The sequence below is a fragment of the Flavobacterium sp. JAS genome (assembly GCF_020991455.1).
Lineage (GTDB): Bacteria > Bacteroidota > Bacteroidia > Flavobacteriales > Flavobacteriaceae > Flavobacterium.
Genome location: NZ_JAJMOX010000005.1, coordinates 150,929 through 165,587, shown reverse-complemented (window position 1 = coordinate 165,587; position 14,659 = coordinate 150,929). Strand labels below are relative to the sequence as shown.

General features: G+C 32.6%; 14 protein-coding genes. 5 read left to right on the top strand and 9 right to left on the bottom strand.

The window, feature by feature from the left end:
* The first annotated feature begins 45 nt into the window (after nt 1–45).
* Nucleotides 46–1,026 carry a GlxA family transcriptional regulator gene (locus LPB88_RS08680; RefSeq protein WP_230714643.1) on the top strand — a complete coding sequence of 327 codons (981 nt, stop codon included), beginning with the start codon at nt 46–48 and terminating at the stop codon, nt 1,024–1,026.
* Between the two features lie 74 nt (nt 1,027–1,100).
* On the opposite strand, the gene LPB88_RS08675 is transcribed toward LPB88_RS08680, so the two are convergent.
* The 4 genes from LPB88_RS08675 to LPB88_RS08660 all read right to left on the bottom strand — a co-directional run bounded on the left by LPB88_RS08675 (nt 1,101) and on the right by LPB88_RS08660 (nt 4,799).
* Nucleotides 1,101–1,697, bottom strand: coding sequence for a PolC-type DNA polymerase III (locus LPB88_RS08675; RefSeq protein WP_230714640.1), 597 nt, complete (start codon nt 1,695–1,697; stop codon nt 1,101–1,103).
* A 2-nt stretch (nt 1,698–1,699) separates the two neighbouring features.
* Nucleotides 1,700–3,616 (bottom strand): DUF294 nucleotidyltransferase-like domain-containing protein, encoded by a 1,917-nt coding sequence (locus LPB88_RS08670; protein WP_230714638.1) that lies wholly within the window; start codon nt 3,614–3,616, stop codon nt 1,700–1,702.
* Nucleotides 3,617–3,908: 292 nt separating this feature from the next.
* A complete protein-coding gene (locus LPB88_RS08665; RefSeq protein WP_230714636.1) occupies nt 3,909–4,289 on the bottom strand; it encodes a hypothetical protein in 381 nt (126 codons plus the stop codon).
* Between the two features lie 90 nt (nt 4,290–4,379).
* Nucleotides 4,380–4,799, bottom strand: a complete 420-nt coding sequence (locus LPB88_RS08660; protein ID WP_230714634.1) for a hypothetical protein — start codon at nt 4,797–4,799, stop codon at nt 4,380–4,382.
* A gap of 151 nt (nt 4,800–4,950) precedes the next feature.
* Here LPB88_RS08660 and LPB88_RS08655 point away from each other — a divergent pair, with 151 nt between their 5' ends.
* Nucleotides 4,951–6,180 (top strand): multidrug effflux MFS transporter, encoded by a 1,230-nt coding sequence (locus LPB88_RS08655; protein WP_230714632.1) that lies wholly within the window; start codon nt 4,951–4,953, stop codon nt 6,178–6,180.
* A 489-nt stretch (nt 6,181–6,669) separates the two neighbouring features.
* Entirely contained in the window at nt 6,670–6,942 is a 273-nt protein-coding gene (locus LPB88_RS08650) for a DUF4242 domain-containing protein (protein WP_089354782.1), read from the top strand.
* Nucleotides 6,943–7,208: 266 nt separating this feature from the next.
* Here the strand turns inward: LPB88_RS08650 and LPB88_RS08645 are convergent, their stop codons facing one another.
* The 5 genes from LPB88_RS08645 to LPB88_RS08625 all read right to left on the bottom strand — a co-directional run bounded on the left by LPB88_RS08645 (nt 7,209) and on the right by LPB88_RS08625 (nt 12,931).
* Entirely contained in the window at nt 7,209–8,483 is a 1,275-nt protein-coding gene (locus LPB88_RS08645; RefSeq protein WP_230714630.1) for an NAD(P)/FAD-dependent oxidoreductase, read from the bottom strand.
* 123 nt (nt 8,484–8,606) lie between these two features.
* The gene (locus tag LPB88_RS08640; RefSeq protein WP_230714956.1) at nt 8,607–9,131 is read right to left on the bottom strand and encodes a GNAT family N-acetyltransferase; all 525 of its coding nucleotides are present in this window, start codon (nt 9,129–9,131) and stop codon (nt 8,607–8,609) included.
* A gap of 75 nt (nt 9,132–9,206) precedes the next feature.
* On the bottom strand, nt 9,207–10,541 hold the full coding sequence (locus tag LPB88_RS08635; protein ID WP_230714628.1) for a DEAD/DEAH box helicase: 1,335 nt from the start codon (nt 10,539–10,541) through the stop codon (nt 9,207–9,209).
* A gap of 209 nt (nt 10,542–10,750) precedes the next feature.
* On the bottom strand, nt 10,751–12,289 hold the full coding sequence (locus LPB88_RS08630; protein WP_230714626.1) for a DEAD/DEAH box helicase: 1,539 nt from the start codon (nt 12,287–12,289) through the stop codon (nt 10,751–10,753).
* 108 nt (nt 12,290–12,397) lie between these two features.
* A complete protein-coding gene (locus tag LPB88_RS08625) occupies nt 12,398–12,931 on the bottom strand; it encodes a DUF6155 family protein (RefSeq protein WP_230714625.1) in 534 nt (177 codons plus the stop codon).
* 103 nt (nt 12,932–13,034) lie between these two features.
* Here LPB88_RS08625 and LPB88_RS08620 point away from each other — a divergent pair, with 103 nt between their 5' ends.
* On the top strand, nt 13,035–13,322 hold the full coding sequence (locus LPB88_RS08620) for a DUF3817 domain-containing protein (RefSeq protein ID WP_110835163.1): 288 nt from the start codon (nt 13,035–13,037) through the stop codon (nt 13,320–13,322).
* A complete protein-coding gene (locus LPB88_RS08615; RefSeq protein WP_230714623.1) occupies nt 13,315–14,571 on the top strand; it encodes a mechanosensitive ion channel family protein in 1,257 nt (418 codons plus the stop codon). Before LPB88_RS08620 ends, LPB88_RS08615 begins: the two co-directional genes overlap by 8 nt.
* The last annotated feature ends 88 nt before the right edge of the window (nt 14,572–14,659 follow it).

Below are 14,659 nucleotides of genomic sequence, written 5' to 3'. Positions count from 1 at the left end.
TACGTCTTTTTCTTATCTTTATAAAAAAAAATATAAAATCAAAAGATGAAAAAAGTAAGCATTCTTGTTCCTGAAAGTTCGGTTTTGCAAGCCATTGCAGATCCACAGTATTTGTTTTCTGCAGTGAATCAGTTTTTGATCGCATCAGGTAAAAAGGCATTGTTTGATGTGCAATTGGTTGGATTAAAAAAAGAAGTAAAACTTAATAATGGTTTGTATTCTGTAAATGCCTCCCAACTTTTAGAAGATGTTGAAAAAACAGATTTGATTATAATACCAGCTTTGTTTGGAGATATGAAAAGCGCCATTGCTCAAAATGAAAAACTACTGCCGTGGATAAATGAACAGTATAAAAAAGGAGCAGAAGTTGCTTCGTTATGTGTTGGTGCCTTTTTGTTAGCCTCTACAGGTTTGCTTAATGGTAAAAAATGTTCTACGCATTGGGGATTTCAAAATGAGTTTCGCGAAATGTTTCCAAATATTGAAGTAGTTGAAGGAAGTATTCTTACTGAAGAAAATAGAATTTACTCCAGTGGTGGCGCAAAATCCTATTGGAATTTACTTTTACACTTAGTAGAAAAATATACAGATAGAGAAACAGCTATTCTGACTTCTAAATATTTCGCGATAGATATAGATAGAGAAAGCCAGTTAGCATTTGCAATGTTTCAGGGACAGAAAAAACATACTGATGAAGTTATAAAAAAAACGCAGAATTTTATTGAAAATAATATTCAGGAAAAATTAACAATTGAAGGATTGTCTGAATTAGCGTCTTTAGGAAGAAGAAGCTTTGAAAGACGTTTTAAAGTTGCCACCAATAATTCGGTCTTGGTATATGTAAACCGCGTTAAAATAGAATTTGCCAAACGTAGTTTTGAAACGAGCAGAAAAAATATTAATGAAGTGATGTACGATGTAGGTTATACAGATACAAAAGCATTTAGAACAATTTTTAAGAAAATAACAGGTCTTACTCCAATTGAATATCGTAACAAGTATAATAAAATGAGTATTCCGCAATAAATAGAAACGAAGAAGCCTCTTAAAATTAAGAGGCTTCTTCATATATCACTTATATGGTGAAAGAGTCTTTAATTTTACTTAATCCCTAATCTTGATTTTAGTTTCAAAAACAAAAGAGCAATTTTATATGCATCTTCAGCCGATGAATTTCGATCACTTTTTGGGATTTTGTATATTTCGGTTAAATCGTCAAGCGAAAATTGTTTATCATTAATATCTGTTAATTTTCGATACATCATATCAACATCCAAAGCTTCGTTTTTTAATCTTCCGCAATCCAGACGTTCTAATGCAGCATTTAGCATTTCGATATCAAAATTAATATGATGACCAACTAAAATAGCGTTACCAATAAAATTCACCAAAGCTTCAATAGCATCTGGTTCAGGCATTTTAAGCATTTTGCTCTCAATGATAAACTCATTCGAAAGCCCGTTATCCTGCAAAAATTTGTACTGTAACAAAACAGCTTCAAAATTATCTTTAATTACAATACTATCATCAACTACCGAAAAAGCTCCTAAAGACAAAATAACATCCTTGTTGGGGTTTAATCCTGAAGTTTCTGTCGATAAAACTACAAATCGGTTAGGTTTTGTTTCGAATTTAGTTAGATAATCTTTCCAGAAATCCGGATATTCCTTATTGATATTTTTAATCCAGTCTAGCATATTTATGAGAATTGGGTCAATTGAAATTTACTCTTAATTAATTCCTCAAGATCTTTCATTGGTGTCAAAGCATTTTTTAACTTCTCTTTGTCTGTTTTAGACATTTCTCTTAAACTTATATATTGCCCAGAGTTATCATTTTTTAATCCTTCAACAGTTCTAAATTTAGATAATGTTAAAAAAGCTTCAGCACAACTTAAGTATATCTCTGCATTTTTAGAATCTGTTATTGCTAATTGTTTGAATCTTAAATAAGTATTCTTGATTCCTTTGATGTTTGCGTTCAAAATTAATAAACGTGCACCATCAATCAAGGGCATTAATGCGCGGGTTTTGATATCAAATTTCCCTTTTTCCGGACCTTCTTCCTCAACAATGAATTTTTTGAAAAAACTCAAAGGAGAATTCTTCTTCAAGGCATCATTTCCTAAAAAGTCAAAGAATAAGGTGTTGTTAACGGCATTTTTGAAAATAACATTCTCAATAACTTCTTCGATTTTTGGTTCCCCAAAAACGATCTCATAATCAAAGAAAATACTGCTTAAATCATTACTGTTTTCACCTGGAGTATTCATCCAGCTGTTGTATTGTTTTGTCCAGTCAGTCAATGATTTACACCAAAGCATGTTACTTCCCATGTGTCCATTTGGACAAAAATCATAGCCCACTTTTTCAAGTATAGATGTAGCTCTTTTTGCTAATCTAAGGAAATAATCTTTTACTTCTCTGTATTTTTCCGGAGCAACATCTTCAAAAATCAAAATACTATCCTGATCTGTTAGTAAAAGCTGTTCTTTACGCCCTTGACTACCAATACTTAACCATGCAAAACGGGCAGGAGGTGAGCCTAAGTCTAAAATTGCTAATTCAACAGAACGTTTAATTATCGCCAGATTAATTTCACTTACAATATTGCTAATATGTGAAATCGGAATATTTTTCTGAATCGAATTCTGAATCAAATCAGACAAGCGATCTCGTATTTGTTTTAAATCTTTTGGCAGTTGAGAACGTTTAATTTCTTTAATTAAAACACCAGGGTTACTGGCTTGAGCCACAATTAGATCGTGCTCAGAAATAATTCCTTTTACAGCAGATTTATTCGTACCGTCTTTTGTAACACATAAATGTGTCACATTGTGTTTTAACATTAATAATTGCGCCTCAGCCAGAGAAACATTTTCAATTACAGTAACGACAGGCGATGACATAATTTTGTCAATCGTTTCTGTAATAGGGTAACGTCCTGTCGCTATCTTAGACGACAAATCTGTAGCTGTAACAATACCAATTGGGCGATTTTTTTCGCACACAATGATATTATCAACCATAGCATCAGTCATTAATATAGCAACATCCTTAACAATATGATTTGCATCAGTTGTTAATGGTGAATTATTATAGCTAAGAGACTGAATATATTGCATTTCTGACTGCTGATCTACATAGAATGAAGTATCAGAAATCAATTTTCCGTTAGAGCCAACGCTATCTTTTGTATGTCTTGAATTTGTAGCAAAACTTTCTAATAAAAAGTTCAAAACATCTGAATTATTAGCTACAAAAGGTCTGAAAACAGCAATAGGAATGGCATAAATAATAGTTTCTTCACGGGCTTTAGCCGTCATCATGTAGTTATTCTTAGCGAAAAAAGGTCGAAGACCAAAAATATCACCTTCATGACATTTGTTGATAATCGTTTCTTCGGCATCAGCAATTGTTGTTAAATTAATGATACCAGAAGCTACAACATAAAAGCTGTCGTGAAGCAAATCATTGTTTTGAAACAATATTGCATGTTTTTCTAAATTTATAACACGAATATTGGTTGCAATATCAGATAATTCCTGAAAAGTTAAATTATCAAATGGCGGGTATTCTTTTAAAAAATCTGCAATATGCTCAGCGATTGTATTCATATATTTTGATAATTTTTTTAAAGTATCGAATGTAAAAATAATAAAATAAACTCTTACAACGAAAGCATCTTTACGAGAATATAAACATTTTGAATAAATGTGAAAAAATATTGAATCAGAAAGCTTGAAATTCTTGTTAATACTTGAAAAAACTAAGACGAATTAATATTCTGCAAAAATAGAGTATGTTTAAAGAATATTTGCAATGAACTGAACAGGAAGGGATTTTGAAATATTCTATTTTACATAATATAAATTATAGTTCAAAATAGGCATGCTTTAAAAGCACCGATTAATCGTATAACTTAGTGAGAATCGTTTCTTGCGGAATTAAATCAGATCCGCCTCTTTTAGCGAATTGTATCGTTCCATCATTTGCAATAAGAACTGCGCCTGCTGATAAACCATCTTTGGTTTTTATCTTGATTTGAGCGCGATCGCCTAAAACATATACATATCCGCTAATTTCCATAACTCCGGATTCCAGATTTTTATCGTCGCTTGTAATTTCAGCGGTTCCGTATATCTTGCTAACAGACTGTGCTATGTTTAATTTAAGAATATATTTCTTGCTGCAATTCTTGCAATTTTCAGTGCTCCAGGTTCCGGTAAAACGATTTTGCGAATATGCTGTAAATGAAATAAATACCAACAGCAGAATAATCTTTTTCATTAAATGATTTTTTTAATAAATATGCGCCAAATATAAACCAAAAAAAGCATACACCGTGGCGTATGCTTTTTGAATTGTGTGTTATATCTATTATTTTAACTTTTTTAAATAAACAGATTTTCCATTTAAGGCAACGTTAATTTCATTGTTTTTTTCTGAAAAAGTTGTTCTCAAGGCATTTCCTTTAAAAATTGTAACATCGCCGTAAACTTTTCCAGTTTCATCAGAAACGTATTCAAATAATACTTTTTTGTTATCCGGCTCAATTCCGATTTTGTAACTTGAAAATTTTGAAGTTGCTAAATCAAATTCCTGATGCGTGTCAATAATATTCCCGTCAGCATAAAAGTTTGTAACTGTTTTGCTTAAAGTGATGTCGGGATAATATTGATTGACTTTTTGAAGCAGTGCATACTGTTCCGGATTTGCGTCTTCTTTTTTAGACGTGATAGTTTGTGCAAATGAAATTGTTGTAAAAATAAAGGCCAATAATAATAAATACTTTTTCATAATTCTTTGATTTTTAGATTAATATTTTTAATTACTTTAAAAAACTAAATACTGCGTAATACTATCAAAACTTTATTAAAATTGTTTTAATTATCTAACAAGGTATGAAATCTTTACCTTTGCAAAAAATTAAAAGCACTTTTTTAAGAAAATGACAACAAAAAAATACATTCAACTAATACTTATCTTAGGTTCTTTAACGGCACTTGGTCCTTTTTCAATTGATATGTATTTGCCTGGTTTCTCAGGGATTGCAAAAGATTTGCATACTACTGTTGCCAAAGTTTCTATGAGTTTATCCAGTTATTTTATCGGAATTTCGGCTGGACAATTACTTTATGGTCCTTTATTGGATCGTTTTGGACGCAAAAAACCTTTATTTGTTGGGTTAATGGTTTATATTTTGGCTTCTTTAGGTTGTATTTATGTTACCAATATCGATTCGTTTATACTTTTACGTTTCATACAGGCAGTTGGTAGTTGCGCTGCTACAGTGGCTTCTGTAGCAATGGTTCGTGATTTATTTCCAGTAAAGGATATTCCAAAAGTATTTTCGTTATTAATGCTTGTCGTTGGGCTTTCGCCAATGTTGGCGCCAACAATTGGTGGTTATGTTACCGAAGATTATGGCTGGCATACAGTATTCTTTATTTTGATGTGTATGGGAATCGTTATTTTGATTGCTTCACAAATTGGTTTACCAAATTCGTATAAACCTGATACTTCGATATCTTTAAAACCGAAACCAATTATCACGAACTTCTTAAAGGTGCTTAAAGAGCCTCAGTTTTACACGTATGCATTTACGGGTTCTATCGCTTTTTCGGGACTATTTTCATACGTAGCGGCCTCTCCTATCATTTTTATGAATATTTACCATGTAGATGCTAAAACTTACGGATGGATTTTTGCTTTTATGTCTGTTAGTTTTATCGGTTCAAGCCAATTAAATTCGGCGTTATTGAAGAAATATTCGAGTGAACAAATGATTTTTGGTGCCTTGATTTCGCAATCTGTAATTAGTATTATTTTTCTAATTCTTGCTTTAAATAACCTTTTAGGATTGTATGAAACAATCGGGATGTTGTTCTTATTTTTAGCTTGTTTAGGAATTTCAAATCCAAATACTGCGGGGCTTACATTGGCTCCTTTCGCTAAAAATACCGGAAGTGCTTCTGCTTTAATGGGCGCTATTCAGCTTGGATTGGGCGCGTTGGCTTCTTTTGCTGTTGGAATTTTTGTAAAAAATTCTGTAACTCCAATGGTTGCAATTATGACAACCACCACAATTGCTGCGTTTATTGTTTTAAATATCGGAAAACGTTTTATCAAACAAAAAGCGTTATTATCTGCAGATGATGATATAATGGTTGGGCATTAAGTAGAATAAATTCCAAATTTTTAAATTGCTTCGCCTGTTCGCTAGCGCTCGGGCAATGTCATTAAGTTAAGAAAATCTACAATGCTATGACGAATAAATCTCTCTCAATCCCGATAGTTATCGGGAGCCAAGTTTATTAAAAAGATTTAAGCAGATCTACGCAGATTATAATTAAAATAAATCTGCTTAAATCTGCAGAATCTGCGTGAAACAAATTTTTTTTTAATTTGTACATCCCGATAGCTATCGGGAGTGGCAAAAAGCTTGACGATTTTGCGTCGGCGAGAGAAAGATTAAGCATAATTTGCTAATCCAATTTTTACTGTTGGAAATAAATTTTATATGTTTAAAAATCAGTGCATAACGTTTTTGATGTTCTTTATTTTATTAATTTTATACTGCTTAAAATTAAGTGGAATCCAGATACCATTTGAAAAACGGGGCGAAACCGAAAAGCCACACGAGTAGGAAAATAAATGCTTAATTATTATGCCTAAATATGTTATTGAAAGGGAAATCCCAAATGCCGGTAAACTTACATCTGATCAATTAAAAGATATTTCACAAACCTCATGTGGAGTACTTAATCAATTAGGAACTCAAATTCAATGGGTAAACAGTTATGTCACAAACGATAAAATCTACTGCGTATATATTGCGCCAAATGAAGAAATGGTTTATGAACATGCTAAACTTGGCGGTTTTCCAGCCAATTCAGTAAGTGAGGTTTTTGGTGTAATTGATCCAACAACTGCTGAATAAACTTAAAATTAAAAAAAGCCAGAATCCATATTGGATTTTGGCTTTTTTATATTTAAAATTCTCAACACAATAGATTGTATAGATTTAAAAAAAATGTTTCACGCAGATTCTGCAGATTTGAGCAGATTTATTTTAATTATAATCTGCTTAAATCTTCTTAAATCTGCGTGAAACAACTTTAGTGAAATTTTTGAATTCAAAAAAACATTTACCTTTAAAGTTCAAAATACAATTGGAATTTGGAATTTGAGAATTGGGATTTAAAATTAAACTTTATCTTCTAAAGATCTCTTTTCTGGTCTGATAATCATTCTCAAAGATTGATCTCGGGCAAAATATGCTACCATCCAGTTCCAGAAAGTGTTTAATCTGTTTCTGTAGGTTATTAGAGAAATTAAATGGATAAACAACCAAATGATCCAGGCAAAAAAACCTTTAAAATGCCACTTTGGACTTGGTAAATCAACTACTGCTTTGTTTTTTCCGATAATTGCCATTGAGCCTTTGTCGTTATAAGCGAATGGTTTAAGTGGTTTCTTTTGAGCTAAAGCTTTAAAGTTTTTAGCTAAATTTAATCCTTGCTGAATTGCTACCTGAGCCACTTGCGGGTGTCCGTCTGGGAAATTTTTATCACCGGCTAAAATTGCTGTGTCACCAATTGCATAAATATTTTCAAAACCATTTACTTTATTATATTGATCCGTTGCCATACGTCTTCCGCGGCCGTAACTTTCTTTTGGAATTCCGTCAAATAGTTTGGCAGAAACTCCGGCTGCCCAAATTAAATTTTTGGTTTGGATGGTTTCTCCGTTTTCAAAAAATACAGTATCATCAACATAATCTGTAACGCGGGTATGCAGTTTAACGACAACTCCAAGTTTTGTAAGCGCTTCTAAGGTGTCTTTTTGAGAAGCTTCACTCATAGGCGAGAGTAGTGCGTCTCCCCCATCGACCAAATAAACATTACTGGCTGATGTTTCTAATTCCGGATATTCTTTAAGCAGAATATTTTTTCGCATTTCGGCAAACATTCCTGAAACCTCTACTCCTGTTGGTCCTCCTCCGGCAACTACAATCGTCAATAATTTACGACGTTTGCGCATATCTTTGGTAATTGCAGCTTTTTCAAGGTTTTTAAGCAACGCATTACGCATTTCGATGGCATCATTTAAGGTTTTCATCGGAATGGCATTTTTCATTACGTTTTCCATGCCAAAATAACTTGTTTCGGCTCCAGTAGCAAAAACCAGATAATCATACGTTAATTCGCCATTGTTGAGAATTATTTTATTCTCAGCAGGAACTATAGAAAGTAATTCTCCTAAACGAAATTGCAGATTTTTTTTGCCTGCAAAGAATTTTCTAAAAGGATAACTAATACTTGAGGGTTCTAAAAATGCGGTCGCAACCTGATATATAAGTGGAGGGAAAAAATTGTAATTGTTTTTGTCTACAAGCGTTACTTGTATTTGAGGATGGTTTACAAGCTCTTTTGCAAGATTGATTCCCGCAAAACCACCTCCTATAATGACTATTTTCATATTATGTTGTCTATTAAGTAGGATTCATGAGTAAAACTATTCTGCTTTTGCAGTTGCATAAATTTAACATTATAATTCTACATACGAAACCCAATTTGAGTTTTCTTTTAAATTCCGGTAGAATTAATTTGCTAATTTAAGTTTCATCATAATGTCTGTTTGCTCATCATTTCCTAATTTAAAAATGTGTTTGTCAAATTCAACAAAACCATTTTTTGTGTAAAAATTGATTGCTCTCAGATTTTCCTCCCAAACGCCTAGCCATACATATTCATTGTTTTTTTGTCTGGCAACTTCTATGGCTTTGTCGTACAGTAATTGTCCTACTTTTTTGCCATGAAAATCTTTTGAAACGTAGATTCGTTCAATTTCCAGTGCTTTATTGTCTTTTAATTCGGTTTGAGATTCTCCGAAGTTCACTTTTAAATAACCTATTACGTTATTTTCAAGAGTGGCAAAATAAAATTCGGAATCTTTATTATTAAGTTCAGCAGTTAGTTTCTCGGTTGAAAACCCTTCGTCTAAATAATTTTTCATGTTTTCTTCGGAATTTGAGTCCGAAAAAGTTTCCTGAAAAGTTTGCCTGCCAATTTTTTGCAATTGTGCAAGCTCGTTTATTGTTATTCTTTTTACTTCAATATCTGCCATCATAAATTTGCTTTTACAGAATGTTATTACTCTATAAAATTACGATATAAATTAGAAAAAGAATAAGGGCAAATATTACTTTTTGAATTTTTTAACAGGTTTCTCCGTTACTTCAACTTTGTTTTGCAAAACGTAATTAGCGAGTAATTTTTCAATCAATTCGTCTTTAGTAAGATGATGAAAAACAGTTTTTACCTTAGTTTTTAAATCTGTCGAAATATCGTGATTTGGTTTTGTTTTGAAGATTTGTTTCGCCCATAAAAGCGTATTATTCTCTTCTAAACTTATAACTGAAGGTTTTTGGAATTTAGTAAATTTAATTCCTAATTCTTTTTCAAATTCCGGAATTTCAGCTACTTCTTCCTCTTGCAAAACGGTCAAAGAAAGCCCTTTTGCCCCTGCTCTTGCAGTTCTTCCGCTACGGTGAACATAAGTTTCGTAAGTATCCGGCAAATGATAATTTACAACATAAGAGATTTCTTTTACGTCGATTCCTCTTGCAGCTAAATCTGTAGCAACCAGAATATTAATGTGTCCTTCACGAAATTGCTCCATGATTCTGTCACGAATTCCTTGCGATAAACTTCCATGAAGTGCTCCAGAAGAAAAACGGTTTATAGCCAGGTTTTTAGCTAGTTTGTTGACTGCAGCTTTAGTTTTACAGAAAATAATTCCGCGCTCTCCTTCTTTTGAGTTCAGGAAATGCATTAAAACGTCCAATTTTTCAATTGGATCAACTACAATATATTCGTGATCAATTCCTTGGTTACCAACAGTTTCCATATTGGCACTTACTTGAACTACATTTTTGTTTAAGTAATTCTGAATCAATTGTTTGATTGTTCCCGGTAAAGTTGCAGAGAACAATAATGTGCGGTGTTTTTTAGGAAGTTCGGCTACGATTTCGTCTAAACTTTCTTTTAAGATCGAAACCATTTCATCGGCTTCGTCTAACACTAAATATTCGGTTTGTTTTAAGTCAATTGCTTTACGCTGAATCAAATCGATTAAACGTCCCGGCGTTGCTACTACGATATGTGTTGGAGCTTTAAGGCGTTCAATTTGTGGCTTAATGGGGATTCCACCACAAGTTGAAGCTATAGAGATATTTGGAATATGTTTTCCAAAATCCTCTAAATTTCTGAATATTTGTTGTCCAAGTTCTCTGGTTGGAACCAAAATAACGGCTTGAACAACAGAAGATTCTGTATTAATTAATTGTAATAACGGCAATCCGAAAGCGGCAGTTTTACCAGTTCCGGTTTTGGCTAAACCTACAACATCATGACTTTCAGATAAAAGTAACGGAATTGTTTTTTGCTGAATTTCTGTTGGTTCAACAATATTCAATTCGCTTAAAGCTTTTAAAATTGGTGCTGAAATTCCTAATGATGAGAATTGTTTAGACATTTTTTTGTTTTGTTTATTTTTGTTTTTTTTGTTTCAGGTTTCAGGTTTGCTTTGTGTGCTTAACCGCAAAGTTCGCAAAGTTTTTTCGCAAAGTACACAAAGTATAACTTGCGTTAATATTGTAAAACTTTGCGAACTTTGTGGTTAAATTATGTTCAAAGAAAACAACTTGAAACCTGGAACCTGAAACTTTTTTAACCCTTTTGAGATCAATCTGGTTCGTTCATGATTTTTTCACGATACTTTTTACCAATTAACAAAACTAGTTTTAGTTTGTAATCGTCAACCAGCCATTCGCGGTAGTTTTTACTACATTGGCTCAAACATTTTGCGTAACGTTTGATACGGCATTCGATATCGTCCTCAAGCTCTTTTCCTAATGATTTTGCTTCTTGTAATGTTTCAGTATTATCGACACACATTGCAGCGTGTTGCTCTAATGATTTGTCTAATACAACTTTAGAACGTAAATTTTGCTTGATGATTAGTTTGTGCTCTTCATCAACATCAAAAGTTACATCGGCAGTTTTACTGAATTTAGCACGTAATTCCGGTGGCATGCTGTATTTGAAATACAACTCAATTTCTGTATCATCACGTAAGTTCTCCAAATAAAACTCAGGCGATTTAAAGATATGCTGCCAGTTTACAGGCTCGCTCCATAAACCAAAACGTGCTGCATTATTACCTAAATCGATAACGGTAAACTCGTCTTTACCAGGTAATTTACGAGAACCACGACCAATCATTTGGTAGTATAAAGTTAGCGATTTTGTTGCTCTGTTCAGGATAATAGTTTCAACTGTTGGCTCATCAAAACCTGTAGTTAAAATTCCTACCGATGTTAAAATCGCATCAGGAGTCTTTTTAAACCATTGTAAGATGTCTTTACGCTCTTCAGAACTACTTGTATTGTCAAGGTGTCTAATGTCGTAACCGGCTTCTCTAAACGTTTCATATACATATAATGAAGTATGAATACCGTTGTTGAAAATTAAGGTTTTCTTACCCAATGAACGTTCTGTATACGCATGCAAAAGTTTTTCCTGCATGATAGTATTCGTATATAAATCGTCTGATGATTTTACGGTATAATCTCCGTTGATACCTACTTTAAGTGATGTCAATCCTACATCATAACTATAAGTGGTCGCTTTAGCCAAGAAACCTTTGTCAATCAATGAACTAATGGTGTCTCCCACAATAAGTTCATCGTAACTCTGGTGCATTGGTAATTTTATATTCGAACTCAATGGCGTTGCTGTTACTCCAAGAATAAAAGCATTTTTGAATGAGTTTAATAATTTTCTGAATGAATTGTAATGTGCCTCATCGATAATAACTAAACCAATGTTATCAAGATGTAATTTCTCATCATTGATACGGTTTTTTAAAGTCTCAACCATCGCAACAAAACAAGAAAAATCGTTTTGGTCAGGCAATTCTTTTACTTTACTATTGATAATTTTATTAGAAACACCAAACCCTTTTAACATTTTTGAGGTTTGTTTACAAAGCTCGATACGGTGTGTTAAAACAACCACTTTTTTATCATTATTTGCCAAATAACGACGCACGATTTCGGAAAAAATCACTGTTTTTCCACCACCTGTTGGCAATTGATATAATAAATGATGTTTCGAAGGAGCATTGTCTAAACGTTCAAAAATGGCGTCGATATCGCCTTTTTGGTATGCATAAAGTTCTTTTTTCTCTTCTCTTTCTATTTCTAAAGTGTTTTGAGACATTGTTTATTTTTGGATTTTTGCAAAAATACACCGAAAAAACAGTTATTCATCTTATTTTAACCTAAAATAAATGTTTTTTTTAAATAAGATTTTTTATGAGAAGTGTTTTTATGAGTCGATTTTATCTAAAATTGCTTCAAAATCGTACTTGTTTTTCCATTTTTGTTGAATAGTTTCTTCTTGAATGTTAAAAATACGTTCTTTAAAATCTGCTAAAATTCCGTTGGAAATTGAAAAATTTACGGCTTGTTCAAATGAATTAAAAATGCTTTTGTAGAATAATTCCTGCTTTACTAAATTTTGTGACGAATACGTTTGCGCAATTTCGATGTTGTAAAGCATAATATCAGCAATCACAAAAGGATCAACACCTATCAAAATGAAATGTTTGATGTATTTCTGTGCAACCGAACGGCGCATTTTGGCTTTTGGACGCCTTTTTGCATTGGGCTTTTTGATTGGAAAATATTCATGTGAAATTTTGACTTTGCATTCCTGAAGCAGTTTATCTTCTTTTGGGTTGAAAACAAAATCGTAATAGACTTTTACAGGACTAAACTTTTCGTACAACTCGATTATTTGTTCTTCGAGTTGTTCTTTGTTCAATTCGGTCAAATATTTTTTTAAATCGCGTTTACTCATTATCAAAGTTTAAGAATACAAAAGTAAATTACTTTCCTGATTCATGTCGCAAAAACCAACGATAATACTTAATTTTGCTGGAATAAACTCAAAAAATATATACATGCTCAAGATTTTCAAAGTTACTGCAATTTTAGAGGGAATCTCTTATTTAGTGTTATTTACCAATATGCTTTTCGTTAAGACCAATAATCCTGAACTTTATCATACCTTATTACGTCCTTTAGGAATGACACATGGTGTTTTATTTATAGGATATGTATTGTTGGCATTTTTACTTAGAAAACCTCAAAACTGGGATTTAAAAACTTTCGGAATTATTCAAATAGCTTCTCTTATTCCTTTTGGAACTTTTTATATCGAGAAAAAATATTTAGAAAATAATGCCTAATCTTTTGGATAAAATATTTAACTTTTTATACCCTCTTTTTAGAGATTGGGGAATGAGCCGCAACTTTGCGTCCTACATTAGCCTTGTCTTTAATATTGCCATTATGGTGATTTTGGCTTATGCCATTTATTATATGGCAAAATTTGTTTTGGTAACCCTGACTGCCATTTTTGCGCAAAAAACCAAAACAAAATTTGACGATTATTTAATTCACAATAAAACCACAAAATACACCGCTTATTTAATTCCGTTTTTCTTTATTTATAAAGCGGTTCCAATTATTCTGGATAAATACGAATATTGGGAAAGTGTTTTTGGAAAAATAGTTGGTGTTTATATTGTATTGATAACCTTATGGATTGTCAGAACAATTTTTAACGCTTTACGTGATTACCTAAAACAAAAACCGGAATACAGCGATAAACCAATCGATAGTTTCGTTCAGGTCATTATGATTGTGCTTTGGATTTTTGGTGTTGCAATCATTATTTCAAAGTTATTCGGAATCAAACAAGGCGAATTACTGACGATTTTAGGGACGCTTTCGGCGATTATTATCTTGATTTTCAGAGATACTATTCTGGGATTTGTTTCGAGTGTTCAGGTTGCCATAAACGATATGGTTCGTATTGGTGACTGGATTACGATGGATAAATTTGGTGCTGATGGTGATGTAATCGAAATTAATCTGACAACGGTAAAGGTTCGAAATTTTGATAATACGATTACAACGATTCCAACTTATGCTTTGAGTTCTGATTCGTTCCAGAACTGGCGCGGAATGCAGAAATCTGACGGAAGACGTATTAAAAGACACGTTCTAATCAAAAGCAGCAGTATTCGCTTCCTGACGGATGAAGATTTGAATCAGATGAAAAAAGTGCAATTGATAAGTTCTTATATCGAAAGCAGACAATCTGAAATTGAAAAATACAATGATATCCGCGGCGTAGATAAAACCTTGGCGCTTAATGGTCGAAATATGACTAATCTGGGATTGTTTAGAAAATATATAATGCAATATTTAATTACACATCCAGGTTTGAATAAAGACATGCACATGATGTGTCGTCAGTTACAATCGACTGCGCATGGAGTTCCGTTAGAGATTTATGCTTTCTCGAGCGACAAACGCTGGTCTAATTATGAATATATCCAAGCCGATATTTTTGACCACGTTATGGCTTCTGTAGAATATTTTGATCTTGAAATATTTGAATTGGCTTCGAAAATTGGAAGATTAGAGTAAAACTCTTGTTTCAAGTTTGAATGTTTTAATTAACCGCAAAGTACGCAATGTATTTTATGCATAATACGTACACAAACGCAGAGTTCGC